This is a genomic window from Marinagarivorans algicola (assembly GCF_001292705.1).
Classification (GTDB): domain Bacteria; phylum Pseudomonadota; class Gammaproteobacteria; order Pseudomonadales; family Cellvibrionaceae; genus Marinagarivorans; species Marinagarivorans algicola.
This window is the reverse complement of record NZ_LGAK01000012.1, coordinates 1-26,384: the sequence shown is the minus strand read 5'-3', so window position 1 is coordinate 26,384 and position 26,384 is coordinate 1. Positions and strand designations below refer to the sequence as shown.

Here is a 26,384-nt window from a genome sequence, read left to right as displayed (position 1 = left end):
TTAATTTTAAGACTGCCATAATAATTGAAACCCCTACTCAGCCAAGCAATTAATCATCGCTTGCTGTAATTGAGGGGCCGCTAGCATTGCCAGCAACCACATGATTTAAAAATAATTGCAAAACCGTGGCCTGCGCCGCAGCAATATAAGCTCGGCTTTCTACACTGTTAGGGTCGGCCGCAACCGAAGGCTTGCCGCTATCGGCATCGTGGCGAATAGCCAGTTTTAATGGCAAGCGGCCCAGCACGCACGTGTCGTATTGCTCAGCCAATAACGCGCCGCCAGCTTCACCAAATATGGCCTCTTGATGACCACATTGCGTACACGTATGTGTCGCCATATTTTCAATAACACCTAATACATCAATATTTACTTTGCGAAACAGCTCAATACCTTTTTTGGCATCAAGTAAAGCGATATCTTGTGGCGTAGTCACAATTACACTGCCACTTACTGGGACAGTTTGCGCCAAGGTTAGCTGGATATCGCCGGTGCCTGGCGGCATATCAATGATTAAAAAATCTAAGTCACTCCACTGCGTGTGTCTTAGCATTTGCTGCAGCGCGCCAGTTGCCATGGGACCGCGCCATGCCATGGGTGTATTCTCACTCACCAAATTGCCCATCCCAATGGCCGCAATACCATAAGGTGACATAACCGGGTTCATGCGCTTGCCTTCGAGCATTTCGGGGCGTGCGCCTTCAATATTAAGCATAACCGTTTGGCTAGGGCCATACACATCGGCATCTAACATACCCACTTTAGCGCCAAGCGTTTGCAGTGCCAACGCTAAGTTAACTGCCGTTGTCGACTTGCCTACCCCACCTTTGCCCGAGGCGATCGCAAGAATATGCTTAACCCCAGCAATAGGCTCGCGCCCAGCGGTTAGGGCCGGTGTCATTTCAAGCCACTCGTACTGGATATTAACGGCGCTATAATCACTCGCAAAAGCCGTATTGAGTGCCGCCTGAATACGCGACTCTTGGTTTTTAAGCCAGTGTGGCAATTGCAATACTAAAGAGCAACGGCTGCCCTCCTGTGTCGCAGCGATACAAATATCGGCACAATTGGCATCAAAGCCCTGTAATACAGGTACCGATGTTAATAAAGACCACAATTTTTCGGTCATCGATTCTGGGGCTTGAAGTGGGCGTTGGTAAGTAGCCATACAATCGGTATCTCTTACGGAAAAGGAAAGGCATTTTAGCCTCTATAGCCTCAGCATGCACTCAATCGTTGCTGTTGATCGCGGGCACCTTGATGAGCGAACGTCATAACGGGTTAGCGTGTTATTACCATTAATCTGGCCGACTGGATAACCGTCTTTTGCCCATTCAAAAAACATACAATTTTGAGTACTCTATCGCAACTACATCGCCAAAAGCACCTAGACATACCCACTTAAGATGTCACACTTAAATAGCACCCCATACGAAGTACCCTTTAGCGGTTATGCATCTCAACAAAACGCTCATTGATAAAGAATATAGAGGCCAGTGCCATGAACTCACGCTTTACTCGCACCACCGCTGATCACTCGTTAACCGCTGACTCATCCACTCCGCAAGAACAAGACACCTACAATCCGCAGCTTTACACCACCGGTGGCTTGTTAAATCAAACCGAGCCACTCCCCGACCAACTGCAAGCACTCCAAGACGAACTCAACAACCCTTTAAGCCTATGGCAGGAACTGCGTATTACCCCCATGTCGGGCACTGACTACGTCTTTATTCCCAACTTTGTTTATCAGGCCTTTGGCCCGTCATACTCTATGACACGCTTCATTACCGAGCTTAGCTGTGCATTTGGCCTTGAACTCGAACGCTTACAAGTAATTTGCATGGCTGAGTCAGAAGATACCCAGCAGGTATTTTCAAGGGCGATTATTGAGTGGACTGGCGGCAGTATTAGCCATAACCACCAAGAAAACATCGCCAACAATTCGCGCTATTACGCCTTTATTGACTCGATGTATCGACACAGCACTCCGCTTGTTAACTCACAAGAGCACTAACTAGCTCGCCAAAGTCGTCGTTAACTCACCAGCCGCCATTTATATCCAAGCATCGTCGGTGTGTGAATACCTTTAAAGCGCCAGCAGTAAGTGAGCGCTCACATCCACCTTGCAGCACATCAAACACTATAAATAGTCGCCCCACCTAGCAAGCCGCCATCAATTTATTCAAGCCTTACTTGCTCTAGCTGATCACACATTAATTGGGCACCTTGCAGTATACGTGGTGTGTGCCGCTGAATAAGATCGGGGGGCACAAAAAACAAATGCTTATTTTTAACCGCCGTCAAGCTCGACCACGCCAGCCAATTATCTAGCCAATCTGGTCTGGCCTCGCCCATGCCACTGGCAATAATGGCATCAGGGTTGCGCGCAATTACCGACTCAATACTAATTTTAGGCGCTAGTGTTGGCGCATCACCAAAGGCATTGCGCCCACCGCACAACCTAATAACATCGCTAATAATGTGCTTGTCATTTAAGGTTTGCAAAGGCTGATACCACACCTGGTACAGCACGCTGACCGGCTTTTTTTGCTGGTAATCAACGGTTAAAGTGCGCAGCTGCTGCTCGTAAGCGCTGGCCGCTTGTTCAGCTTGTGCCAATGTACCCGCCAACAGCCCATAATCACGTATTGAGCGTGCTACATCAGGTAACGTATGCGGGTCGCTTACATAGGCGGTTAAACCCAGTGCCTCGAGTTTTGGCAGTATTTTAGCGCCACCTAGCGAGCCCCACACCACCACCAAGTCAGGTTTAAGTGCAATAATGGCCTCTAGACTGTGGGTACTAATGGCGCCGACTTTGGGTATTTTTTTGGCTTGCTCGGGGTAATCACAATAATCGACAACCCCCACAACTCGGCTGCCTGCATCCGCAGCAAATAGGTTTTCAACAATATGCGGCGCCAATGCCACAATGCGCGCCGCCGGTGCTTTTAAGGCTACCTTGCGGCCGGCATAATCCACCACGGATATGCCCGCACTGACTTTGGCACTCGCTGGGGTACTCGCTTCAGTATCGGCTTCGGCCGCTTGCAGCGCTACACTCATACCTAAAAAGCTCAAGCCCAGTATGAGCACCGCACTTATGCCGCGCAAAAAGATCATTCGTTTCATTTTAAAGTTATACCTTTTTTATCATCAATATTGCGTTTAACAAGCCGGCAAAGTATCAAGCCTTAGGGGCGAGGCAATAATAGTTTGTCCAATTAGGCGTAGGATTCTGTTTTCTCGGCAAGGCGCTCGAAGGGGCGCATGCCGGGGCATGTAACGCTTTGAGCAACGCATCGGGGCAGGAGCCCCTTACTAGACATTGCAGGAGCATAATGTCGAGCAGAGGAAGCAGAAAACAAGTATTATTGGATAATGTATTTTTTCCTTGTCCCTTAGCACTCAAACCATTCAGCGTACGCCAAAATTCTGCTTTTTATATTGTGCTTTTTTAGGGCGACTTTAATCGCATTTCGAGCCCAGCAACCACCAAATCAACGCGCTCACAATGCTCGGCAACCCGCTGATTTAACCAGCCCGCCTCGTCGGCAAATGTACGGCTTAGCGCGCCTAGCGGCACAATGCCCGAGCCGACTTCGTTGCTCACAAAAATCACATCCGCCGTTAACGCTGGTAAACAATCCAGTAGCGCCTGCCGCTGTTCTAGCCAGCATTTGTGATGCAAACAGTTATTTAGCCACAGTGTTAAGCAATCGACCAAAATAATGCGCCCAGGCTGATCAATACTGCGCAGCGCGCCACTCAAAGCGGTTTGCTCTTCAATTAACTGCCACGCGTCACCACGGTCTTTTTTATGCTGAGCGACCCGCTGCTGCATCTCGATATCGCCATCGTGAGTATCGGCGCCCCAAGCTGTCGCGATATACCACGGTTGCCCGCCGGTAGCCAAGGCACGCGCCTCGGCAATTCGGCTTTTACCACTGCGAGCTCCGCCTAAAATTAACGCACAAGACACATGGCCTCCTTATTTAAAAATTCACAATTCACAATTCACAACATTAAGCACGCCACCATGGCGAATCACCTGCGTATCGGCATCAAATAGTTTTTTAATTAAAGCTGCGCTAAGGTGTGACTCTACAGCACCATAAGCCACGGTATGGCCGCACTGTAGCGCTAACAATTGATGCGCGTAGTTGGCCACCATCGCTAAATCATGCTCGATCATCAACACCGCAACCCCTTGCTCGGCAAAATACTTAACGGCTGCCATCAACTGCTGCTTGTGACCTAAATCTAAACTGCTCGTCGGCTCATCCAAAATGAGTAACCGTGGGTCGGCATCGCCTGTTCGCCATATTTGTGTCATAACACGCGCCAATTGCGTGCGTTGCTTTTCGCCCCCCGACAGTGCAGTGTAAGGGCGGCCATACAAATAGCCTATATCCATAAGTGCCATGGCTTGCTCAACAATGATACGGTCTGCTTTAGCGCCACTGCTATGCGGTACACGGCCTAGCATCACCACCTCTTCTACGGTAAAAGGAAAGCTCAACGCACTGGTTTGCGGCAAGCATGCCATATGGCATGCGCGCGTTTGCAAGGGCCAGCGCTGTATCGGCGAGCGCGCAAAATGAATCTGCCCTGCCGCAAGCGACACATCACCCAATATCGCACTTATCAGCGTACTTTTGCCTGCGCCATTGGGCCCAATAATACTGAGTATTTCACCCGCTTTAAGGGTAAGGCTTACATCACTGACAATAAATGCCTCCCCTTTTTTAACGCTAATATTTTTAAGCTCTAACACACAACCTCTTTAGCCTTTGTCTTGCAGTGTTCTGTTATTGGTAATCTTTGCGGTGGCGCAAAAGTGAGATAAAGACTGGCGCACCCAATACCGCTGTCATCAAACCAACTGGCAGTTCGGTGGGGGCAATAAGGGTTCTGGCGAGCGTATCGGCCAACACCAGCAACATAGCGCCCACGCAGGCACTCATCGGCAGCAAATATTTATGATTAGGCCCCAAAAGCATGCGCACAATATGCGGCACCACCAAACCAATAAAAGCCACCACACCGCTTAGCGCCACCGCCACACCCACGCCCGCTGCAATACACACAATAATACGGCTCTTAACACGCTTAACATTGATCCCTAAATGCCGCGCCTCAGACTCACCCAGCAATAAAGCATTGAGTGCTTTGTGCTGCCGGTACAAGCTAACGCCCACTAGCGCTAGTACGCTGGCCACCAAAGCCACTTGGGTAAAATTAGCCGCCTCCAAGCCGCCCATGTGCCACAAGCTTAATTGTCGCAGCTGGTCATTATTAGAAATAAATTTAAGCACGTTAGATAAACTGCCAGCCAAATACGAAAACGCTACGCCAGCCAGTAGCATTGTTGCCACCGAGGTCGCGCCGCCGCGCCGGTCGGTCGCTAACCGATAAACCGCCACCACCACCACAATGGCCCCCGCAAACGCTCCCAGCGAAATCAGCGACACGCCAAACCAGCCTGCCACCAAGGTATTGCCTAAAAACACAATCACTAAACTGGCGCCTGCGGCCGCACCGGCGCTAACGCCAATTAACGCCGGATCGGCCAAAGGGTTGCGAAATAAGCCTTGCGCTGCCGCGCCACAAATAGCCAATAGTGCCCCCACGCCAGCAGCCAGCAGGGCTCTGGGCAAGCGCAAAGACTCTACAATTAATTGTGTTTGACTATCTTGCACCGCAAGGCCACGTATACGCGCTTGCAGCCACTGCCACAAACTAGCAGGCTCAATCGCCACGGCCCCCACCGTTAACGCAAGCAATATCAAGATGGCCAGCAGCGCACACGCCAAGCCAATCAGCCAAGGCCAATACTGCTGAACACTACGCGGGCTTATGTGTAGGTTAACCGGTAGGTTTAATAGACGTTGTTGCATTGTATAACCATCATTGTATAACCATCATCACAGACCAAAACCCAGGCATTCTAACAGCCACAGTAGCAGGGCAGGTATTTCATCGATGCTTTAGCGGCTTTAAGGGCTATAGATGAATATGTAGATGTAATATATGAGTGCAATCGACAGATACCATAAATTGAGCGGCGTTTTATCAGTAGTCGTGAAAGGCGTGACCTCGGAATCATATTTTGCGCACCGGCGGTTAGTGCCACGGTGTGTATCGCCACACGTGTTTGCACTAAAAGTCTAGAGACCGAGAACACCTCTCAATACCATTACCATCACCATCTGCCACCGCCACAGAGTAAGCCCCATCGGCCGCGGTGCTAATCACCTGCTCGCCAAAGCCGCCGGTGCTTTAAAGGCGAATAAGCCTTGTTTTAAAAATATTTTTTGGGGACATAAAAGAAGGGCCATACGGCTGCTTGCTCCATCAAGTGTATGAATAATTGCTGGAGAATACAATAAAACAAGCGACGTAAAAACCTCATCAAGACCCACAATGCAGACAAACACGTTAAACATAAGCCACCCCTGCTCCTCCATTCCAAGCGAGCGATTGCAATAAATACTTTTACTCTGTAATAGTTTTTTGAGTGTCACTTGGAGTTTACTGAGTGTCGCTTTATAGTGTAGCCACTAAACGACTTCACATTAACAAGCGATAGTAGACAATTGTATAACATGCACCGTACTGGACTTGTGTTTTACAGGTCGCTTTCGCTAGTACCACATTAAGTACCTAAACCTAATCACCTGAATCTAAGCACTTAAAATCTAAGCACTTAAACCATCGCCGTCTTGGCGACGCCCGCAATCGATAAGGACTCATACCAATGAATGTTATTGACTACTTTGATCAAGCAAGAATCATCAGTATGCTAACAAGAAAAGACCGGCGCGAAGAGACTCTCGCAGAATTCAGCGCAAAAGGTTTCCAGATCAACGCCAACACGGTAAAGTTTTTTGATGCTATTGCACCTAAAGAAGCTAACGGGTTCCCCAACCCGGGTGTACAAGGGTGCTTTTTAAGTCACTTAACGGTATTACAAGAAGCCGCACACTTAAAAGCCAGTAACGTGTTAATTTTAGAAGATGACATACAGTTTTCTAAACACATTAATACTTATGGCAATCAGGCGATTGAGTCTTTAAAAAAAATGGATTGGGATATTGCTTACTTTGGCCACACGCTCAAAAGTACGCCCAATGATTTAAAGTGGAAGTCCGTTAGCGAACCTATGCAACTGTCTCACTTTTATGCCATTAACGGCAAGGCTATCGGTAAATTTATACAATGCCTGACAGACATTAAAAATAGGCCCGCAGGCCACCCCGATGGCGGCCCCATGCATTATGACGGCGCGCTCAATACTATCATGCATCAAAATAGTGATATCAAGGCGTATTATTACTCTGTAAATTTAGGTTACCAGCGAGCCTCAAAAACCGATTTACACAATCTTTCATTTTTTGACAACTACGCCATGTTTAAACCTATGGTTAGCATGGCCCGAAAGGTTAAACGCAAAGTGGCCAGCATGACCCGCTAAGAGCGATAACAACAGCAAGGCAAGCAAAGCAGAAACCAAGAGCGCTAAATAACGCCCAGCCCAGCATGGACGCACAAGGAGGGCGACAGTCACTCAGTGCAGCAAAGGGCAGACAACTCCAAAAAAACAGAAGGACATATTCGCTCTCGGCATTGTAACCAGCCACACTCACGCCAAGCTGTTTACACTCTCACATAGCCTGAATACAGGCTATTAAAAGACGCTCAATTATGACTCTCCAAACTCACCCCAATCAAACGCTTTTTCGTGCGTTTTATCGCGGTATTTGATTTGAATACCTTGTAAAAAATTACGTAAAACTTGGTCTAAACATTCGCGATATTGCTTGTGGCCGGCCTTTCTAAAAAAAGCACTTAGCTCATGTTTACCCAATTTAAAACCGGCTAAAGCTAAGACTTCTAGTACATCTTCAGCTTTAAAGCTCAGTGCAATTTTAAGCTTTACCAACACCATATTGTTATTTAAGCGCTGTTCGGGTTTTGGCGGTTGCTCTTCGCGGGCACCGCGCTTATCGATAATTAAGCCATTTAAAAACGTGGCCATAGGCTTATCGTTAAGGGTAACGTACTGAGGGTCGTCGTCTTTTTTGAGCCAGTTACTAATTTGCTCACGCGTTACTTCTAAACCGCCCAGTGCGAATAAGCGCATGACTTTGTCATCACTAAAGTCAAAGGTGTAACGCAAGCGGCGTAGAATATCGTTGTTTTTCATAATAAGCGGTCTTTAATGTATAAAGGCGGCATTATGCCTGATCACAAGGTGGCGTACCATGTATGAAACCACTGGGTCTGCATACATTTGTATAAGCGATGGTGTAAGAGCATAGGCGCAGAGGGGTGCCAATTACATCTGCTGCCAAGCAAAAATTACCGCCGCATAACGCCCGCCCTTACCCACTGCGACTAAAACAATAAAGGGCCACCACCGCACACGCATCACTCCTGCAGCCAGTGTTAATGCATCACCTATAACCGGCAGCCACGCGAGTAACAAACTCCAATACCCATAGCGCGCAAACCACTGCTGGCTACGCACCAACTGGCGCTTATTCACCGGAAACCAACGCCGATCTTTAAAATGCAAACAATAGCGGCCCAGCAGCGCATTAATGACTGAGCCCAACGTATTGCCCAAAGTCGCCATACCCCATAACCACCCTGGCGCGTAATCGTCGCTCAACAGCCATAAAAGCGTCGCCTCTGATGAAAAGGGCAATACCGTAGCAGCGCCCAAGGCACTCAAAAATAACAGCAAATAGTTCAAACGTTAGCGTGTACCTTTCACCATAGGAATACCATTATTACCGACGGGAATATACACCGTGGTGTGGTTAGGTGACTCGGCCATTTTAAGCTGCGCATTAATAGCCTCGTGCTGTAAATAATTAGGCGTGAGTGTGGTGTTGATAATCTGTTGCGCTTGGGCAATACCTTTGGCCTCTTCCACTCTTATTTCAGCATCTTTGCGGGCGATCTCTTTTTGAGTTTCTTTTTCGGCCAAAAGCTGTTGCGCAGCGAGCTTTTTTTCAACGGCAGTGGCCACAATTGCAGGGTAATGAATATTGCCCACCACCACTTGCGTCACATCAAAAGGGGTTTGATCTAATAACAGCTGTAACTTTTGCGTAACCTCAGTAGCAATATCTTCGCGGTGCGTTTTAAGCGCGCGGCTATCATAGCGCTGCACGGCATCGCGCACATAAGTGCGGAAGGTCTCTTTGACATAGCGTTTATACCAATGATCACCGCCGTAATTTTCTACCACCGCCTTAACCGTATTAGGTTTGATAGCAATAACGGCGTGAAAGTTAAAACTAATCTTCAAATCATCCTTAGCCAGTATGTTAAACAGCTCGGTGTAAGTATTGGGGCGCGTATCGATATTAATCACACGATTACGCCACAAAGAAACACCATAATTACTGGGCCCAACCAATGCACTGCGATAGCCTCCGGCACCAAAAATACGCGGCTCTTCAAAAACATAACCTTCAAAGCCTGCAGGGGTATTGGGGTTAGAGCAACTGACCAAACCTAACACCCCGATCATCAACACAAAAAACTTACCTAACATTTAATATTCTCTCAACGTCGCGATAACACCGCACACTCAGGTATAACTCCGGCAAACTTCACTCAGAAGCGATTAACTTAGTAATAATAACTATGGCTCAAGGAGCCTTTCTGGCATTATCACAAGTAGCCAGCTCACATTATTCTTTCTATCATTACCCCGTACATCGTTAAAAACGAGGATATTATGCAAGCACTGAGCACTTGGAGTACGATAATTGCAGTATTGGCCGATACGCCCCACGGCCACAACCGCCATCATTTGTTTAGATTAGAACAACTAGACACCCTCAACGCAGGCAAACAACTACAGGAAGCTCAACTACAGCAAGCTTAACTACAGCAAGCTCAGCATAGCAAACTCAAGATAGCAGCAAGCCTATCATATACACTGCTAAAACACAGGCATCAGAGTCACCGACTTATAGTGAGTCCGTTGATGAAATTGCTGCACATTTAAGACGTCAAGGGACGAGGCAGCAATCTTTTATTCCATAAGACTTGTTTTCTACTCCCTCAGCGGCATTACTTGATGCGTAACATAGTAGGCATGCACCTCTTCAAGCGCTCACTGAGAAAACAGACTCCTGCCTCTCATTGAACAATCGATGATTGTTTCGCCTTCGAGCTTATCGCTATTGCGTCGTTTGATACGAGCCTCGCAAAAAAAGACAAAAAGGTTAAAATAACCCACCTGATTAACAAACATTCAAAAGGTTTAAGTATGAGTGAGATCAACAAGCCCCTATCTGGCAGTACAAAAAAGCCTTTAGTGTTATTAATTCTTGATGGTTTTGGTTACTCCGAAGTCAGCAAATACAACGCTATTGCCAATGCAAACACACCCGTTTGGAACGATGTCTGCGCGACATCACCATACACCACTATTGCCACATCAGGTTTGGCAGTGGGCTTGCCCGAGGGCCAAATGGGCAACTCAGAAGTCGGCCATATGACCCTAGGTGCAGGCCGTGTTATTTACCAAAATTTTACCCGCATTAATAAAGCGATTAGCGATGGTGATTTTTTTACCAACCCCGCCTATACCCAAGCTGTTGATAAAGCCATAAGTAACAATAAAGCCGTGCACATTTTTGGCTTATTATCTGACGGCGGCGTGCATAGCCATGAAGATCATTTATTAGCTGCCTTAAAATTAGCTGCCGAGCGCGGCGCCAAAAAGCTCTACTTACACGCCTTTTTAGATGGCCGCGATACACCACCGCGCAGCGCAAAAACTGCACTCGCAAAGGCCGAGGCCACTTTTGAAACATTGGGTGTAGGCCGTATAGCCTCTGTGATTGGTCGCTTTTACGCACTTGATCGCGACAATCGCTGGGACCGTGTAGAGCAAGCCTACGATGTGATGGTTAATGGGCAAGCTCAGCACACCGCACTCAGCGCCCAGCAAGCCCTTGATAACGCTTACGCACGTGACGAAAATGACGAATTTGTCGCGGCAACCACTATTGTCCCGCAGGGCCAAAGCGCTGTACAAATGGAAGACGGCGATAGCGCCATCTTTATGAACTTCCGCCCCGATCGCGCCCGCGAAATCACTCACGCTATTATTGATGCCGATTTTAAAGGCTTTGAGCGCAAGCGCACAGTACAATTAGCCGACTATGTCATGACTACCGAGTACGCTGCCGAAATCAACACTCCGTGTGCCTTTCCGCCTGTGCCAGTGATTAACTCCCTCGGCGAAGTGCTACAAAACACCGGCAAAAAGCAATTGCGCATTGCCGAAACCGAAAAGTACGCCCATGTCACTTTCTTTTTTAGTGGCGGGCAAGAGTCTTTATATGAAGGTGAAGAGCGTATTCTTATCCCATCACCCGACGTGGCCACCTATGATCTCAAGCCCGAAATGAGCGCCGAAGAAGTGACCGATAAACTTATCGCCGCTATCGAAAGCAACACCTTTGATACCATTATTTGCAACTACGCCAATTGCGATCAAGTGGGCCACTCAGGTGTTTATGACGCGGCCATTAAAGCCGTCGAGACGGTCGATGTTTGTATGGGTCGCATTTTTGCCAGCCTCCAAAAGGTAGGGGGGCATGCATTGGTGACAGCCGACCACGGCAACGTCGAAGAAATGTTTGATGAACAATCAAACCAAGTACACACCCAACACACCACACTGCCTGTGCCTTTAGCGTATGTGGGCCCTATTGCGCTCACATTAGCAAGCGGTGGCAGCTTGGCCGACATTGCACCCACTATGCTAGCTCTAATGGATATTGATCAACCGGCTGAGATGACGGGTAAAAATTTAGCGCAATTAAAATAATCCCCGTTAATTAAATGGCCAATAACGGCTGATAACAGCTAAAATCACTGTAGCGCGCCAAAGGCGCGCTACGCATATCCACGGGCCAACGCCCCTTCATCCACTGCACTCAAGGAACTTCCCTATGCACTCCACTGTGAAGCGCGCTAAGCAAATAGCACTCGCTAGCCTCAGCCTAATGCTTTTTTGCACAGCCAACACCCTTTGGGCCAACGACGACATTGACCCACGCGAAACCAAACTCAATGAACTGCGCCAAACCATTGAGCAGCTTAAAAGCGAGCTAGACGGGGTAAAAGGCAACCGCGATGCACTGCTAAAAGCCCTCGAAGAAAGTGAAAGCAAAATTGGCCAATTAAATAAAAAGGCCAAAGAGCTCGAAGCAAAAATTGACAACAACCAAGCGCAGCTTCTTGAGCTAAAAAGGGAAAAGGAGGCCCTTGCCAGCGTAAAAAAGCAACAACAGCGTCAAGTCGCCGAGCAGGTTAACACTGCTTACAGACTTGGCCAGCAAAGTCACCTTAAATTAATCCTCAACCAGCGAGATGCATCGCTGGTTGCTCGTAACCTCAAGTATTTTGATTACGTAGCTGCCGCCCGCGCCGAGCAAATAGCCGCAGCCAACCACACGCTAGAGCGCATCGAAAAAATAGAACCCGAAATAGCCGCCGAGCAACGCAATTTAGTCAGCAACAGCACCAGCTTGCGCGCCCAACAAAAAGCACTGCGCGCACAATACAAAGAGCGACAAAGCACCTTAAAAAAACTGCAAGCGACCATCATCACCAAAGACCAACAATTAAAAGCCAGCGAAAAGAACCAAAAGCGCTTACAGCATTTAATCGAGCGTGTTGTCAGGGTCTCTGGCGATCTCGAAAACCCCGTCAAAGCCCAAAACATCAACAGCCTTAAAGGTCGCCTACCTTGGCCCACCAAAGGCCCCATTCGCCACAGCTACAACAGCCAGCGTATTAGTGGCAAAGTGCGCTGGCAAGGCATGGTTATTGGCGCGCCCAGCGATTCGCCCGTCAAGGCCATCCATCACGGTCGCGTTGTTTTTTCTGATTATTTACGCGGCCATGGCTTGCTGGTGATTGTCGATCACGGTCACAGCATGCTTAGCCTGTACGCGCACAACAAAACACTCTACAAAGCGCTGGGCGAGTGGGTCAATGCAGGTGAAGTTATTGCCGCTGTCGGCAATACCGGCGGCCAAACACAAGCCGGTTTATATTTTGAACTACGCTACAAAGGCAACCCAACTAATCCGCACCGCTGGCTCAAAAAGTCGGCCTAACATACAATGCGAGATTAACTGGGCTTAGCCTTAAGCCTATTACCCTAAAAACAACGAGGAGCCACCATGCCACGCCTTTGGTTTTGGTTATTTGCGTGCAGCACCATTTTTACCGCTCAACTCTTATCTTTTGCGATAGCCGAGCCCGCCACTCAACCCCAGCGCTCATCACCTGCACGCATATTACCGATTATGCTGGCCTCTTCACAGCAAACCCCTCAAGCGTCAACAGCGCCAGCACAAACGCCGCCGCTAAGCGAGCACAGCAAGGGCGCTCTACCGCTCGAAGATTTGCGCGTTTTTACCCAAGTCTATGAGCAAATTCGTCAAAACTATGTCGACGAGATTGACGATAAAACACTTTTAGAATATGCCATTCGCGGCATGCTCGATAAGCTCGACCCTCACTCGGCCTATCTCGACAAATCATCGTTCGATGACTTACAAGTGCATACCACTGGTGAGTTTGGCGGTATCGGTATAGAAGTCAGTCTAGAAGACGGCCTGCTAACTGTTGTTTCACCCATCGATGGTACACCCGCTGATGCTGCGGGTATCGAAGCTGGCGATAAAATTATTAAACTCGATGATATTTTAGTCAAAGGCCTAAGTCTTGAAGAAGCTATCGATAAAATGCGCGGTATCAAAGGCAGCGACATTAACCTAACACTAGTGCGCGAAGGCGTAGACGCTCCCTTTAACCTTACTCTCACGCGCGACACCATTAAAGTACGCTCAATCCGTCACGAAATTATCGAAGAGCATTACGGTTACCTTCGCATTGCACAGTTTCAAACGCGCACCGGCGCCGACATGATCACCGCCATCAACGACATGCAAAAAGAGCATGACATTCACGGTTTGATTTTAGACTTGCGCAATAATCCAGGCGGCGTACTGCAGGCCTCTGTCGAGGTGGCCGGCGCCTTTTTAGATGCCAAAAAAGTGGTCTACACCGAAGGCCGCAGCCCCGGCATGAACGAAGAGCTTTTTGCTAGTGCTGGTGATGTCACTCAAGGTATGCCTTTGGTCGTACTGATCAACGACGGTTCGGCCTCGGCCAGCGAAATTGTCGGTGGCGCCTTGCAAGATCACAATCGCGCTGTTTTATTAGGTACGCGTAGTTTTGGTAAGGGCTCGGTACAAACGGTACAGCCCATCACTCAAGAGAAAGCTATCAAGCTAACCACCGCCTTATACTACACACCTAATGGCCGTAGTATTCAAGCACAAGGCATCGTGCCCGATATTATTGTCGAGCGCGTTAGAGTCACTGCCATTAAAGGCCGAGTACACATAAGCGAAGCTGAATTAAGCGGTCACCTCAACAACAAAAAGAGTGCCGAAGTCAGCCGTAAAGATCGTCAAGCCGAACAAAAAACCACCGAAACCAGTTTACAAAACCAAGACAACCAATTATATGAGGCCCTAAACCTATTAAAAGGCCTGAGTATTTTTAATCGCTTAGAGCATACCCACAGTAGCTCCGAGCCCACTGCATCAACTTTATCAACAACACCTTAAAATGACTACTCAGCGCCGTAAACGGCCGACCAATACACGCTCAAAAAAGCGCACCTCACCCCGCGGGCGGCGCGCCCAAAAAGCCCCCGCCAAAAAGCAATACCTACCCGCGTTAGGTATTGCAGCACTTTTTTGCGCGGGTATTGCACTGGGAGCCTTTTTGATTAGTCGCACATATACATTGCACCTAGAAGCCATAGAACTGCGTGAAGCACGGCAATGGGCAGCCGAGCGCGCCAAACAAGCCACTCTTCGCGAAGCTCAGCAGGTACAAGCACGTGCACTAGCGCGCACACAGTCGCCACAGAAGGCTGTATCGTCCGGCTCAAAACAAACACCGCAAGCCGCTGCTGGTGCGGCGCGACCTACCCGCACCACATCGCCCACTCACACCGAGCAAGCGCCCAAGCTTGCACAACAGACACAATTTACACGCCCCCCCAATATCACCCCTCCTGCCACCGAGCAGCGTGAAACCCCAGCAGTCACTCAAGATGACATCGTGCGTCAGCCACCCAAAAAACAACAGCGCAAACAACCGGTATTTAGCACCGCGCAGTTTTCATCGTACACGCCAGCGCAAAGCAGTAATATTATGGCCATTGTAATTGATGATATCGGTTACCAGCGTCGCGAAGGCCTGCGCACGCTGCATTTACCCGGCAAGCTCACTATTGCCGTTTTACCTTTTACCCCATTTGCTCAAACACTCGCCAAACGGGCACCCAAGCTTGGCAAAGAAGTTATGCTCCACGCACCTATGGAGCCTAAGGCGTTACAACACTGGGGCGAAGGCTTAACAGCGGTTATGACAGAAACCGAGTTACGCAATGACTTTGTGGCCATGATCAATGACATTCCTAATTTAATTGGTGTCAATAATCATATGGGCAGCGGGCTCACCGAAAATGCACAAGTAATGGATTGGTTAATGGCCGAGCTTCCTCAGCGCGGATTGTATTTTATTGATAGCCGCACCAGCGCCAAAAGCGCCGCTTACACGGCCGCCAAAAAACGAGGCATACCCACCTACCAACGCGATATTTTTCTCGACAACAACCGCGACAAAAAAGCCATTAATCAGCAACTCAACCGCTTAATTCGCGCCACCCAAAAAACCGGTATGGCCCTGGGTATTGGCCACCCCTACCCCGAAACCCTCGATGTACTCGAACAGCGCCTACCCGAGCTAAAAGCGCTAGGCATAGAGCTGGTTACGGTATCGGAGCTTTTAAATGCAAGAAGCCGACGCGAGGCATTCGCTTTAGGCTATTAATGCATTCCGTATAATTGAGGTATCATGATCCGTATAGTGAGGTGTCTATTAGTGAGGTGCTGTTGGTTTGCGTTAAGCGTGCAGCTACTGGGGTTGTCTACTGGGTTTATCTACTGGGCGCGTGGCTGTAATACCTTCGTTGCGATAACAGCAACTACCCAACATTACTTGGCAAAGCTGAGTGTTTCGTAAAAAATATTCCACTCCGAATGGCCGCGCGGACGCACTCGCTCTTTAATCAGCAAGCGGGTATTCGGTAGGGGGTATTCTTGTCGATGATGATAATGGTTATAACCCACTTCCCAAGTACTAAACACATTGTGCGTGGGCTTATCGATACGGCACACCCCTAGCATAGTTTGCGCAAGCAACTGATGCGCCATAAGCTCCATCGCTGCCATGTAGCGTTGTGCATTTTCAGCGTAGACATCTACGCCTTGGTTCCAAGCCACTTCGGCCGCATGCAATGCCGAAGCTAAGGCATATTGCGCATGGTGATTGTTGTCGCGGCAAGTTTCTTGGGTCAGGCCATTTTGCCAAGTGAGCGGCTGATGCCAAAATATGTCTAGCTTTTCAAAATCGCCATCAATCGCAGCAATACCATCAAGCGCAGTAATAGCACCGTCATTAGTCGGCTCAGCTGTATAATAAAAATAAGCCGCGCTGCGATGGTGTAGCCGCTTTAAGCCGGCATTAAAGGCTGTCACATCATCATTAAACACTGCAATATTTAAGAGCGCATCAATTTGCGTTAAATCGACATTGCCATTCCAGCCACTCATCGGTAAAAGCTGAGGATAAAAAACACGCTTCAGCATTTGCTGCAATTGCGCCTGCTCGGCAAGCGGCCAATCGCCGTACAACCTTAAAAGCTCTGCAGCAGGGGCAATCAACGCGCCTAGCCAACCGGCTAGTAATTTATCTTGATCGGTACCGGCGCTAAAGCCTTCTAGTTTTTGCCAGCTTGCTAACAGAGCAACGCCTTGCTGGGCAAATTTTTCATCACCGGAATAAACCCATGCTAAAGCATTGGCGTAAGTTTTTTTGGCCTGGTACTGTGCGGCTTCGGCGGTGTATTTATTGCTAGCATCAATCCAAGTGAAATGAAAAACACCGGGTGTTGCCATGTGCTTAAGCTGTGCCAATTGCCTAAGCCAAGGGTCGTACCCTAAGGCAATTTGCTGTTTCACAAAGTTCAAATCAGCCTGATTATTTAAAGCCCCAGGGTGTACAAATATATGATCAGCCAACAGCAATTGCGGCGCAGGCAGTGCTAATGCTTGTAACTTGACTCGCGCTGGTGTGATCGGCGGTTGTGCATTACTGCGCACGCCATCACAACCTACAGCAAACCATAAAAATACAACAAACCCAGTGATACTGAAACATTGAGTGTAATCAATACTTTTCACATTGTGTCCTTAACATTGTGCCTCTAGCATAGTGCCCTTCACGTTTTATCCTTTTTGTCTTATTGCCTCCCCATGCTTATGCTTGTGGCCACGATATGCGATACGTGAACTACGGTGCGCTAGCGGCCTCGCGCTCAAAGGTTGCCGTGCTCGGCGCCAAACCCACACTCGCAGGTAACACGATTTGCCGAGTACTTAACAAAAGCTTGACGTACGCCACATGATGGATCGTATGATTAATTAAATACAGCAGCTCGCGCGCTAGGGTCGAGTCAAAAGGCAATAGTGCTTGCTGTAAGCAGTCAACTTCTGATTCGACACGCAGCGTTTGATCAAAAACAGCCGCGTAGCGAGGCAATTGATGACACCATGTTAATAACACTGCAAGTTGTTGAGCCGAAGCCGTAATATCCGCTTCCAGTAAACCCCCGCGATTGCGTAAATTGTAATCAATACAACCACTATCAATACCTTTTTTCACCGCTAAAAAATGGTCGTAAATATGCCTTAAATGCTTTCCCACACCCAGCTCGACAAAATGGGTTTGGGCTTGACCTTGGGGTAAGCGCTGCAATGCTTTTAAAATAGTATCTACTTGTAATAAACCCGATACAAGACCTGCGGCTAACACCACTTCGGGTGTTTGAGTATCGGCCTGATTGGCATCGCCATGATGAGCTATCTGGCCCAGAGTTTTACACGACATTATATTAAGTTCCATTGAGCAATAATATTCAAGCGAGCTAAATTAAGCGGCATTTTTTTGCTGCCAACGTGTTTTAAATAATTCGGCACCATCGGCGCCCAAATACCGTTTTAGGTAACGCTCGGGGGTTTGCCTTAAATCTACATAAATCAAACCATCTAACGACTGACTAAAACCATGATTCACCGAGAAATCAATAAATTTGCCTTTTAAAGCCGCATAATGACGAATCAATGCTGGCACGCGCTGCTGATAAGCGCCTTGACCGAGCAGTTTATTAATAATCGAAAAATTAGCAAACGTAGTGATCAGCTCTTTAGACCAAAAGCGCGCTTTAAAGGTAAAAGGGCTATGTGCTTTTACCAGTGCCCGCGTTTTATCATCGGCGCCATACCCCTCTAATAAAGCATCCACTAACACAGCCCGCGCAATAGGCGCAAAGGTTTGCGAAATACTCACACAACCAAATAGTGTATGGCACTGCGGGTGCTGTAATAAATAATGGCCCAAGCCACACCACAAGGTATCTAATGCAATACCGTCACGCTGATACACGGGTGTAATAAATGAGCGACCCACCTCAATCGAGCCACCCAAGGTAGCGAGCAAGCGTTTATCGTAAGCAAATAGCGAATAACTGTATAAACCTTTTAAACCTTTTTTATCGACCAAATGCTTAACATTGGCCGCCCGATAACCGCCAACGAGTGCGCTTTGCTGGGTATCCCAAATAAAAATATGGTCGTAGTCCTCATCAAAACGATCAACATCACGCACCAACCCCGTACCTTCTCCAATAGCTCGAAAGGTGTGCTCACGCTCTACAGCCAGCAGCTGAGCAATAGGGCCCAATGCGGCATAAGGTGCTACATACACTTTAAAATCGCCGCGTGTTAGCACACAATACTCGCCCATAGCGGTTAAGTGATTTTGAATAGCCTCAGGGCTGGAAGTACTCGTGGCTAGTGACTTAACTTTTTTTTTAGCCGCTTGCTCTACTGTAAAAGCCGCATTATCATCAGCTAAAAATTCACACGCTAAGCGCAAATAATCGGTGGCCGCTTCGGGTGTCATTTTACCTTTCTCGAGAATAATCGGCTCGCCAATCGTTGCCTGAATACTCTCATTTTGCTTGGCAATCATCGCTCGCGGTAACAGTAGCGTACGCAGCCTAGCATGAATAAGGCCGGTCAAATAAAAAGCGCGTGTATTTTTACCTGACACATAAATAGGCACGCATTCGGCCTTGTACTTCATGGCTAAGCGACCGACAATATCTTGCCAAGGTGCATCAGTAACTATCCAATGTTTAGTAAACACTTGGGGCACCTGAATATGACCAACAGTCCCCGACGGGAACACCAGTAAAGCCCCGCCTTTCCCCAAGTGCTTAGCAATTAAGCGCATGCCTTTCGCGTTTTCGGCTTGTTTATTGGGGTTTAGTACATCAACACCAATAAATAACTCGTTAAACTCCTTAAAACATAGCAACATTTGATTAGTTAATACTTTAAGGTCTGGCCGGTAGCGCAATAATAAACGACTTAACAACATGCCCTCTAACCCTCCTAGCGGATGGTTAGCAACAAACACGATGGGCTTATCTTGTGCAACATTATTGAGAAGCGATTCATTCAGTACATCAAAATTGATGCCGGTTTTGTCGAGGGTGTAGTCCAAAAAATCGGCCGCATCGCCGCCATTGCCTGCCAGCCATTCGTCATACCATTGCTTTAAGGTGTCTAGCCGCGATAATCGATTAATCACCCAACGGATAGGCGGCGATACATCTGTTAGCGCTAAAGGGTTTGTCATGGGTGTACTCACGTCAAATTAAAGTAAAAGTCATAGGCTATATTTCAGTCACAGGTTATATCTAATCTGTGACAGGGTAATTACGCGTTAGAGCGCGCTCTTTACGCCAAGCCCGTATCAGCGCCAACAGACCCGGTGGCTTAACGCCTTGCTTACGCTGATAAGCACCGAGTTTAAACAACGTGCTGTATTGCCATAATAGCGCTTTAATCGCATCACGTAGCCGTGCACTTTTATCCCATATTTGAATAGATTCGCTACTGGCGCCATTAATTTCGACAATTTCTAAATCTAAGCCTTCGCGCAAGCGCTCTACGGTCGAGAACTTAACATCTAAACGACCGTAATAAAAATCGGGTAAATCATCCATGATACGGTTTAACGCCTCGGTGAGCGCCGGGGTAATATGCTCGCGAGCATCGGTAAATATCGCACCGCGGCAATGGCTGGCCGAAAACAATAACCGGTGGCGCTCACCCTCGTTAAGCACATGCTGCCAGCGTGCTTGATTGCGCTCGCGATATAATTCAAGCAATAACGCGGCACGCGGGTCGTCACTGACTAGCTGCTCAAGTGTTTTAACGCCATCGCCGACGACTGTTGGTGTAGTTTTAAACGTGAGCGAGGCAATATAACCTTTGGACGCTTGTGGGTGTCGCACATAAAAAACACCCACTTCAGGTTCATAACTAGCCAATTGCTGACATAACAAACCCGCCCCTTTCGGATACACCGATATCACAGCTTCTAGCTGAGCCAAGGTATGAATCAGCTTAACGCCTGAGCCTCGACAGCCAATATCGGGCTTACAGACAAAAGGCAAATGAATGCCCTTTTTAGCCGAACGCTGTATACACGCTTTGGCTTGCTGCGCTGCCGGCTCGTCGCGTACCTCCCAATACAACCAAGGTAAAATAGCCGCCTTACAGTGCCCAAGCGCACAATTCATGAGCTCGTGCTTGGAGCCACCCACCATACCGCTGAGCGGAATAATCGGATTAGCAATTAAAGGCAGTGTCAGTGAGCGATGACGCACAGCCAAAGCCAGCCACTGAAATAATACGGGTAAATACATCAGCCATGTTGGCCAAAACTCAAAAAAAGAAGTGGCTTTAGGCTGGGCGCTAGCAGAGGCAGGCGCAGCAGAATTATTGGGCGATGACGGCGAATTCACATGACTCTCTTTAAATGGTTAATATTTAGACTTTTGCAGGGTATAACCTGAGTGTAAAGGGCCGCTAGCCTACCTTAATCTTGCACACTAAACATTCACAGTTTTATAAAATATGCCCTATAAACGCCCCAATACAATCCCTTAACGCATGACAAAGCTGCATCGGGACAATACGAAAAGCAGTGAAGAGACAAGGACGCACTACAGCCTATTGAAGTCAGTCAATGATTCATGCGTGCCAACTTTTGAGCATCGCGCAAGATACAGACACCAAACATAAAAAAGCCGATAGACTATAAAAGACTATCGGCCTATAAGATACACAGCTTAGCTGCCGTCACTTACTGCTGAGGAAACATCATTTTACCTATACCATCAGCTACAACCGCCATACCACCATGTAACCATCCGCCATCAACAGGGATAATCGCGCCATTAATATAACCGGCCAACGGCGACGATAAAAACACACATGCATTCGCAATATCACTAGGCTCGCCAAAGCGCTTAAGCGGCACCGAGTTTTCACATGCCTTTATGGCAGCGGGTGTAGGCGCTAAACGCGCCATCCCTTCAGTACCCGCAATAGGGCCAGGAATAATACTATTAACACGCACACCACTAGGGCCCCACTCATTAGCGAGGTTGCGGGTAATCATATCAACACCGGCTTTGGCCGCACACACATGGGCTTGTGCAATCATAGGCATTTGTGCCTGCGGTGCCGAAATATTAATCACGCTAGCGCCAGGTTTATTCAACAACGGGTACACCGCACGCATCACATGAAAGGTGCCTAATAAATCAATATCAATCACCGATTTAAACGCATTAGGCGACATGCCATTAACCAACGCAGGAAAATTACCAGCAGCGCCAGAAACTACCACATCAAACCCACCTAAAACTTGTGCTGTGGCCTTTAAACCTTGCTCTAGCGCGTCGTAATCGCGCACATCGGCAGCAAAACCTAAGGCCTTCTTAGCGCCTAATTCGGTTAGCGCAGCCACCGTATCATCGACCTTATCTTGGCTGCGGCTAGCTACTACAACACTGGCACCTTGGCTTGCAAATAGTTCGGCAATACCACGGTTAATACCACTTGTACCACCCACTATTACAACATTTAATGCACTGCAATCAATTGTTATCATTTTTATGTTCCCGTGATTATTGGGTTTATTTTAACGTGTAAAAATAGCATAGCTTCAAAACCATGCTGCACTTTGTCAATATGCTTTATCGACGCTTTTTATCTCAGCACCTTATCAGTCAATATTCTCATATGGAGAATATTGACTGATGCGCGCAATTCGAAAAGCGGTTTATGCACCCAGGTCGACACTCCAATACCGGCTCTAGAGCCGAATGAAGTCGCTTAATTTAAAACTTGAATACCAAGACTCAATCACACAATTCGTCAATACTATTGATCAATACCGTCAACTCCTAACGCTAGCGCATAGCGCCATTAACAAATACTCTTCACTGACATCACCAATGAACATATTCATAAAATAATTGAATGAGTGATACTAACACACCGATTATTTACGGGTAAAAAAAGCCGCTATCGCCGCGGCAAACTCTTTGCCCGATAACGCCTTAGCAAATACTTGAGCCTCTTGAGTCATACAAGTATCAATCGCCTGCTTGTCACTGGCTTTTAATAATTGCTTAGTATTGATTAACGCCTGTGGCGGCATAGCAGCTAATTTGCTCGCATGCTCAAGCGCAGCCGCTAGCGGCTCTTGCACCACAGCATTAATCAGCCGGCCGTGCAAGGCCTCTTCGGCACTAAAGGTTTCGCCCAGCATTAACCACTGCGCAGCCTGCAAGTAGCCAGCCAAACGCGGAAGAATAAAACTACTGGCATACTCAGGGCACAACCCTAGCTTGGCAAAAGGCATGGCAAAGCTGGCGCTTGGTGCGGCAAATACCGCATCGGCATGTAGTAGCATCGTCGAGCCAATACCCACAGCCACGCCCTCTACCGCCATCACTACAGGTTTTGGGCAATCGCGCAACGCCAGCATAAATTGCCACAAAGGTGACTCGCTCGATAGTGCGCCATCAGCCCCTGCACTGGCAAAATCGGCCAAATCGTTGCCACTGGTAAAGCAGCCTTCACTGCCTGTGACCACCAAAGCACGCGCTTCAGGCTGCGCAACAAAGCCCGCCAGTACATTGGCCAAATCTTGATACATAGCCAAATTGAGTGCATTTTTGCTCGCAATACGCTCAAAGCTTACCTGCCACACTGTATTATTTTGCAAAGTCTGCGCTTGAATAAAGCCTGAATCTAATGAAACATCCGATAATTTTGTCATTTTATACCTGTTTGTCGTCAACTGAATGATTTTGCTTGCATGCCATTACGTGGCCGCTACAATCGAGCCATTTTCTTAATGTACAGTGTAGTGAATATGAGCCTTCGTCATTTATTATCGCACCGCGTGAGTCTTGCCATGCAAGCTGCGGGCATTCCTGCTGAGTGTCAACCCCATGTTGCTCCCAGCAAAAACGCCAACTTTGGCGATTATCAAGCTAACGGCGCCATGGGCGCTGCAAAAGCCATGAAAAGCAACCCGCGCGCTATTGCCCAAAGTATTATTGAGCATTTAGATCTCGAGGGTATTGCCCATAAAATTGAAATTGCCGGCCCAGGCTTTATCAATATTCACCTAGAGCCACAATGGCTGGGCGCACAAACTGTAGCCTTAACACCCAGCCTAGGTGCCATCGCTGCCAACAGCGAAAAAACAATTGTTGTGGACTACTCGGCGCCTAACCTCGCCAAAGAAATGCACGTGGGCCATTTGCGTTCGAGTATTATTGGCGATGCCGTTGTACAAACTCTAGAGTATTTGGGCTACAAAGTGATTCGCCAAAACCATGTGGGCGATTGGGGCACACAGTTTGGTATGTTGCTGGCACATCTTCAAAGCCAAATGGCCAAAGGCGAAAACCCAACCCTCGCACTTAAAGATTTAGAAGTGTTTTACCAGCAAGCCAAAGTGCGCTTTGACCAAGAGCCTGAATTTGCCAATACCGCACGCGAGTACGTGGTAAAACTGCAAGGCGGCGATGCAAAAATACTTGAGCTGTGGCGTCAATTTAGAGAAATCTCGCTAACACACAGCCAAGACATCTACCAAAAACTAAACGTGTCACTCACCGCCGATGATGTGCGCGGCGAAAGTGCCTACAACGACGACCTTGCGGTATTGGTTAAAGGCCTACAAGAGCAAAAACTTGCCGTTACCGACAACGGTGCACAAGTGGTATTTTTGCCCGAGCTCGCTAACAAAGACGGTGAGCCTTCACCGGTTATCATTCAAAAAGCCGATGGCGGTTATTTGTATGCCACCACCGACCTCGCCGCTTTACGCTATCGTGTTAACACGTTAAAAGCCGATCGTATTTTGTACTTTATTGATGCCCGCCAATCACTGCATATGCAGCAAGTGTTTATTGTGGCTCAAAAGGCCGGCTTTGTAGATGAGCACATTAGCCTAGAGCATCACTCTTTTGGCACCATGATGGGCAAAGACGGCAAACCGTTTAAAACACGGACTGGCGGCACCGTGAAACTCGCCTCATTACTCGATGAAGCCTGCGAGCGCGCCCTAACCACCGTGAAAGCCAAAAACCCCGATCTCGATGCGCAAACACTGCAAAACATTGCCAATAAAGTGGGCATAGGCGCCGTTAAATATGCCGACTTATGTAAAACTCGCACCAACGATTACATCTTCAACTGGGACTCCATGCTCAGCTTTGAAGGCAATACTGGCCCTTACTTGCAGTACGCTTATACCCGTATACGCAGCATTTTGCGCAAAGCCAACATAGAAAAAAACATAGAGGCCAGCCAACTCAATAACACCATTCACATTAAAGCCGATCAAGAAAAAGCCCTAGCCCTGAAGCTATTACAGTTTAACGACTGCGTAGAGCAAGTGGCCGCCGAAGCACTGCCTCACTTGTTATGCACCTACCTTTACGACCTAGCCAGCTTGTTTATGACCTTTTACGAAGCCTGCCCCATACTTAAAGATGGCGTTAGCGAAGAAGACAAGCTCAGCCGCTTAAGCTTAAGCCTAAAGGTGAGTGAAGTACTCAAAGCCGGCTTAGGCTTATTGGGTATTGATGTAATGGAGCAAATGTAAGCTGCTGATTGTGTGGGTGGCTTTATGAGGTAGAGCTAGCCTCACCTTAGCTTGCACAGCTTTAAAAACCGCCTTTTAGGCGGTTTTTTTTATTAATGGCATTAAGCGCTCTCGGCGTTTGCGACATTAGTGAATCCCTTCACATCAGCTTTATTCGCTAAATATAGGCAAGAGCCAAAACGCGCCGCCTAATATCCAACCACCCTAAACTTTTCCCGCATTACCCACCATCAGCCCGACCCAACCCAATAACACCACGTTATTAGTTTGGGGGGCGTTATGCTTTTTATTGCATTAATACGTTATTAGCGATCATTTTGGCATGGCGACACGATGGTCAATAAAATTTAGTGTCTCTTTATTTTTTACATGCCTATCTAAGTAGATCTTCTAAAAACGGAAAGCCAATAATCAAATGATTCAACCCTAAATCGGGATCTAATATTTCCCTGATCAAAAGAACTTTCTCCTTTATATGTAAATATTTTAGGATTACCAATATTAACGGAACGCCCATCAAAACACGCAATCCCATCACTATCATCATTCTTGGCAAAAGGAACCACTAGAACTCCCTTTGGCATTTTTTTATTAATGGTCGAATAACACAAATCTGCGAATTCTTGGTTTTTATATATAAACCACCAAGGGTATACATCTACACCATCATTCACAGCTTTTATAAAGCTCTCAGGATATTGAAACTCCACTGAAAGCATTCCTGAAAAATAATATTCTGAGCGATTAGTAGTCATTATTCTTTGCCTTCGAGTCGTTAATTGATCCGAGTTTTTAACTGTGTGTCACCACAAATTCTTGCAGACGCTCTAGCTGATTTGAGTGCGAATTTTTTTACATTCTTCACATCATAAACACCAAACTCAACCCCTACAGGTAGATCAGGTAAAAACCATAAAACACGATGACATGAAATTTCAGAGGCAGGCGCTCGATCTTTCACTCGGTTTAATCATTATTTATCTCTTAGTTTTTATTCAATATACCCGATAGGCAAGCCGTCTGTTTATCTATAAACCTTGTTTTATTCATAAATTTTGTCGCTATTCGGCTAGGCTGAGATAGGCTTCACCCCAGATATTTCACAGGCTTCGGCATAGCTTAGCGGTGCCTCACCCAGC

Annotated in this window: 24 protein-coding genes; 8 read left to right on the top strand and 16 right to left on the bottom strand. The window is 47.6% G+C overall.

Annotated elements, in window-relative coordinates; translation table 11 throughout:
• Nucleotides 1-49 precede the first annotated feature (49 nt).
• On the bottom strand, nt 50-1,168 hold the full coding sequence (apbC, locus tag AC438_RS05480; protein WP_053980240.1) for an iron-sulfur cluster carrier protein ApbC: 1,119 nt from the start codon (nt 1,166-1,168) through the stop codon (nt 50-52).
• A gap of 333 nt (nt 1,169-1,501) precedes the next feature.
• Between apbC and AC438_RS05475 the strand changes: the two genes are divergently transcribed.
• The gene (locus tag AC438_RS05475) at nt 1,502-2,017 is read left to right on the top strand and encodes a hypothetical protein (RefSeq protein ID WP_053980239.1); all 516 of its coding nucleotides are present in this window, start codon (nt 1,502-1,504) and stop codon (nt 2,015-2,017) included.
• A gap of 164 nt (nt 2,018-2,181) precedes the next feature.
• Here the strand turns inward: AC438_RS05475 and AC438_RS05470 are convergent, their stop codons facing one another.
• The 5 genes from AC438_RS05470 to AC438_RS05450 form a co-directional block, all read right to left on the bottom strand.
• Entirely contained in the window at nt 2,182-3,135 is a 954-nt protein-coding gene (locus tag AC438_RS05470) for a cobalamin-binding protein (RefSeq protein ID WP_053980238.1), read from the bottom strand.
• A gap of 325 nt (nt 3,136-3,460) precedes the next feature.
• The gene (gene cobU, locus AC438_RS05465) at nt 3,461-3,985 is read right to left on the bottom strand and encodes a bifunctional adenosylcobinamide kinase/adenosylcobinamide-phosphate guanylyltransferase (protein WP_053980237.1); all 525 of its coding nucleotides are present in this window, start codon (nt 3,983-3,985) and stop codon (nt 3,461-3,463) included.
• 21 nt (nt 3,986-4,006) lie between these two features.
• On the bottom strand, nt 4,007-4,780 hold the full coding sequence (locus AC438_RS05460) for a heme ABC transporter ATP-binding protein (protein WP_053980236.1): 774 nt from the start codon (nt 4,778-4,780) through the stop codon (nt 4,007-4,009).
• A 34-nt stretch (nt 4,781-4,814) separates the two neighbouring features.
• A complete protein-coding gene (locus tag AC438_RS05455) occupies nt 4,815-5,903 on the bottom strand; it encodes a FecCD family ABC transporter permease (protein ID WP_053980235.1) in 1,089 nt (362 codons plus the stop codon).
• Nucleotides 5,904-6,257: 354 nt separating this feature from the next.
• On the bottom strand, nt 6,258-6,452 hold the full coding sequence (locus AC438_RS05450; RefSeq protein WP_156312499.1) for a hypothetical protein: 195 nt from the start codon (nt 6,450-6,452) through the stop codon (nt 6,258-6,260).
• A gap of 311 nt (nt 6,453-6,763) precedes the next feature.
• Here AC438_RS05450 and AC438_RS05445 point away from each other — a divergent pair, with 311 nt between their 5' ends.
• Complete coding sequence (locus tag AC438_RS05445; RefSeq protein ID WP_053980233.1) at nt 6,764-7,480, top strand: glycosyltransferase family 25 protein; 717 nt, start codon at nt 6,764-6,766, stop codon at nt 7,478-7,480.
• Nucleotides 7,481-7,708: 228 nt separating this feature from the next.
• Here the strand turns inward: AC438_RS05445 and AC438_RS05440 are convergent, their stop codons facing one another.
• The 3 genes from AC438_RS05440 to AC438_RS05430 form a co-directional block, all read right to left on the bottom strand.
• A complete protein-coding gene (locus AC438_RS05440; RefSeq protein WP_053980232.1) occupies nt 7,709-8,212 on the bottom strand; it encodes a YehS family protein in 504 nt (167 codons plus the stop codon).
• A gap of 132 nt (nt 8,213-8,344) precedes the next feature.
• Entirely contained in the window at nt 8,345-8,764 is a 420-nt protein-coding gene (locus tag AC438_RS05435) for a YqaA family protein (protein ID WP_053980231.1), read from the bottom strand.
• A 3-nt stretch (nt 8,765-8,767) separates the two neighbouring features.
• A complete protein-coding gene (locus tag AC438_RS05430; RefSeq protein WP_053980230.1) occupies nt 8,768-9,574 on the bottom strand; it encodes an SPFH domain-containing protein in 807 nt (268 codons plus the stop codon).
• Between the two features lie 186 nt (nt 9,575-9,760).
• Here AC438_RS05430 and AC438_RS16790 point away from each other — a divergent pair, with 186 nt between their 5' ends.
• The 5 genes from AC438_RS16790 to AC438_RS05410 all read left to right on the top strand — a co-directional run bounded on the left by AC438_RS16790 (nt 9,761) and on the right by AC438_RS05410 (nt 15,966).
• Complete coding sequence (locus AC438_RS16790) at nt 9,761-9,910, top strand: hypothetical protein (protein ID WP_156312498.1); 150 nt, start codon at nt 9,761-9,763, stop codon at nt 9,908-9,910.
• Between the two features lie 387 nt (nt 9,911-10,297).
• Nucleotides 10,298-11,869 (top strand): 2,3-bisphosphoglycerate-independent phosphoglycerate mutase, encoded by a 1,572-nt coding sequence (gpmI, locus tag AC438_RS05425; protein ID WP_053980229.1) that lies wholly within the window; start codon nt 10,298-10,300, stop codon nt 11,867-11,869.
• 124 nt (nt 11,870-11,993) lie between these two features.
• Nucleotides 11,994-13,166, top strand: a complete 1,173-nt coding sequence (locus AC438_RS05420) for a murein hydrolase activator EnvC family protein (protein ID WP_053980228.1) — start codon at nt 11,994-11,996, stop codon at nt 13,164-13,166.
• Between the two features lie 66 nt (nt 13,167-13,232).
• Nucleotides 13,233-14,690 carry a S41 family peptidase gene (locus tag AC438_RS05415; RefSeq protein WP_238376328.1) on the top strand — a complete coding sequence of 486 codons (1,458 nt, stop codon included), beginning with the start codon at nt 13,233-13,235 and terminating at the stop codon, nt 14,688-14,690.
• A 1-nt stretch (nt 14,691) separates the two neighbouring features.
• Complete coding sequence (locus tag AC438_RS05410) at nt 14,692-15,966, top strand: divergent polysaccharide deacetylase family protein (protein WP_053980227.1); 1,275 nt, start codon at nt 14,692-14,694, stop codon at nt 15,964-15,966.
• A gap of 164 nt (nt 15,967-16,130) precedes the next feature.
• Here the strand turns inward: AC438_RS05410 and AC438_RS05405 are convergent, their stop codons facing one another.
• From AC438_RS05405 to AC438_RS05380, 6 genes are all read right to left on the bottom strand, one after another.
• Complete coding sequence (locus AC438_RS05405; RefSeq protein WP_053980226.1) at nt 16,131-17,378, bottom strand: alginate lyase family protein; 1,248 nt, start codon at nt 17,376-17,378, stop codon at nt 16,131-16,133.
• A 109-nt stretch (nt 17,379-17,487) separates the two neighbouring features.
• Complete coding sequence (locus AC438_RS05400; RefSeq protein ID WP_053980225.1) at nt 17,488-18,084, bottom strand: hypothetical protein; 597 nt, start codon at nt 18,082-18,084, stop codon at nt 17,488-17,490.
• A 42-nt stretch (nt 18,085-18,126) separates the two neighbouring features.
• Nucleotides 18,127-19,899, bottom strand: coding sequence for a lysophospholipid acyltransferase family protein (locus AC438_RS05395; RefSeq protein ID WP_053980224.1), 1,773 nt, complete (start codon nt 19,897-19,899; stop codon nt 18,127-18,129).
• A 61-nt stretch (nt 19,900-19,960) separates the two neighbouring features.
• Complete coding sequence (locus tag AC438_RS05390) at nt 19,961-21,073, bottom strand: D-alanine--D-alanine ligase (protein ID WP_202904712.1); 1,113 nt, start codon at nt 21,071-21,073, stop codon at nt 19,961-19,963.
• A gap of 341 nt (nt 21,074-21,414) precedes the next feature.
• Nucleotides 21,415-22,227, bottom strand: coding sequence for an SDR family oxidoreductase (locus tag AC438_RS05385; RefSeq protein ID WP_053980223.1), 813 nt, complete (start codon nt 22,225-22,227; stop codon nt 21,415-21,417).
• 393 nt (nt 22,228-22,620) lie between these two features.
• Nucleotides 22,621-23,403, bottom strand: coding sequence for an enoyl-CoA hydratase-related protein (locus AC438_RS05380; RefSeq protein WP_053980222.1), 783 nt, complete (start codon nt 23,401-23,403; stop codon nt 22,621-22,623).
• 96 nt (nt 23,404-23,499) lie between these two features.
• On the opposite strand from AC438_RS05380, the gene argS reads away from it, so the two are divergent.
• Nucleotides 23,500-25,245 carry an arginine--tRNA ligase gene (gene argS, locus AC438_RS05375; RefSeq protein WP_053980278.1) on the top strand — a complete coding sequence of 582 codons (1,746 nt, stop codon included), beginning with the start codon at nt 23,500-23,502 and terminating at the stop codon, nt 25,243-25,245.
• Between the two features lie 377 nt (nt 25,246-25,622).
• Here the strand turns inward: argS and AC438_RS05370 are convergent, their stop codons facing one another.
• The gene (locus AC438_RS05370) at nt 25,623-26,000 is read right to left on the bottom strand and encodes a hypothetical protein (protein ID WP_053980221.1); all 378 of its coding nucleotides are present in this window, start codon (nt 25,998-26,000) and stop codon (nt 25,623-25,625) included.
• Between the last annotated feature and the right edge of the window lie 384 nt (nt 26,001-26,384).

What these genes read in the sequence shown, in the direction of transcription:
- gpmI (WP_053980229.1), top strand. Translation starts at nt 10,298, where the DNA reads ATGAGTGAGATCAACAAGCCCCTATCTGGCAGTACAAAAAAGCCTTTA.
- AC438_RS05475 (WP_053980239.1), top strand. Translation starts at nt 1,502, where the DNA reads ATGAACTCACGCTTTACTCGCACCACCGCTGATCACTCGTTAACCGCT.
- AC438_RS05380 (WP_053980222.1), bottom strand. Translation starts at nt 23,403, where the DNA reads ATGACAAAATTATCGGATGTTTCATTAGATTCAGGCTTTATTCAAGCG.
- AC438_RS05395 (WP_053980224.1), bottom strand. Translation starts at nt 19,899, where the DNA reads ATGACAAACCCTTTAGCGCTAACAGATGTATCGCCGCCTATCCGTTGG.
- AC438_RS05470 (WP_053980238.1), bottom strand. Translation starts at nt 3,135, where the DNA reads ATGAAACGAATGATCTTTTTGCGCGGCATAAGTGCGGTGCTCATACTG.
- AC438_RS16790 (WP_156312498.1), top strand. Translation starts at nt 9,761, where the DNA reads ATGCAAGCACTGAGCACTTGGAGTACGATAATTGCAGTATTGGCCGAT.
- AC438_RS05455 (WP_053980235.1), bottom strand. Translation starts at nt 5,903, where the DNA reads ATGCAACAACGTCTATTAAACCTACCGGTTAACCTACACATAAGCCCG.
- AC438_RS05385 (WP_053980223.1), bottom strand. Translation starts at nt 22,227, where the DNA reads ATGATAACAATTGATTGCAGTGCATTAAATGTTGTAATAGTGGGTGGT.
- apbC (WP_053980240.1), bottom strand. Translation starts at nt 1,168, where the DNA reads ATGGCTACTTACCAACGCCCACTTCAAGCCCCAGAATCGATGACCGAA.
- AC438_RS05400 (WP_053980225.1), bottom strand. Translation starts at nt 18,084, where the DNA reads ATGTCGTGTAAAACTCTGGGCCAGATAGCTCATCATGGCGATGCCAAT.
- argS (WP_053980278.1), top strand. Translation starts at nt 23,500, where the DNA reads ATGAGCCTTCGTCATTTATTATCGCACCGCGTGAGTCTTGCCATGCAA.
- AC438_RS05420 (WP_053980228.1), top strand. Translation starts at nt 11,994, where the DNA reads ATGCACTCCACTGTGAAGCGCGCTAAGCAAATAGCACTCGCTAGCCTC.
- AC438_RS05440 (WP_053980232.1), bottom strand. Translation starts at nt 8,212, where the DNA reads ATGAAAAACAACGATATTCTACGCCGCTTGCGTTACACCTTTGACTTT.
- AC438_RS05450 (WP_156312499.1), bottom strand. Translation starts at nt 6,452, where the DNA reads ATGTTTAACGTGTTTGTCTGCATTGTGGGTCTTGATGAGGTTTTTACG.
- AC438_RS05370 (WP_053980221.1), bottom strand. Translation starts at nt 26,000, where the DNA reads ATGACTACTAATCGCTCAGAATATTATTTTTCAGGAATGCTTTCAGTG.
- AC438_RS05410 (WP_053980227.1), top strand. Translation starts at nt 14,692, where the DNA reads ATGACTACTCAGCGCCGTAAACGGCCGACCAATACACGCTCAAAAAAG.
- AC438_RS05430 (WP_053980230.1), bottom strand. Translation starts at nt 9,574, where the DNA reads ATGTTAGGTAAGTTTTTTGTGTTGATGATCGGGGTGTTAGGTTTGGTC.
- AC438_RS05415 (WP_238376328.1), top strand. Translation starts at nt 13,233, where the DNA reads ATGCCACGCCTTTGGTTTTGGTTATTTGCGTGCAGCACCATTTTTACC.
- AC438_RS05445 (WP_053980233.1), top strand. Translation starts at nt 6,764, where the DNA reads ATGAATGTTATTGACTACTTTGATCAAGCAAGAATCATCAGTATGCTA.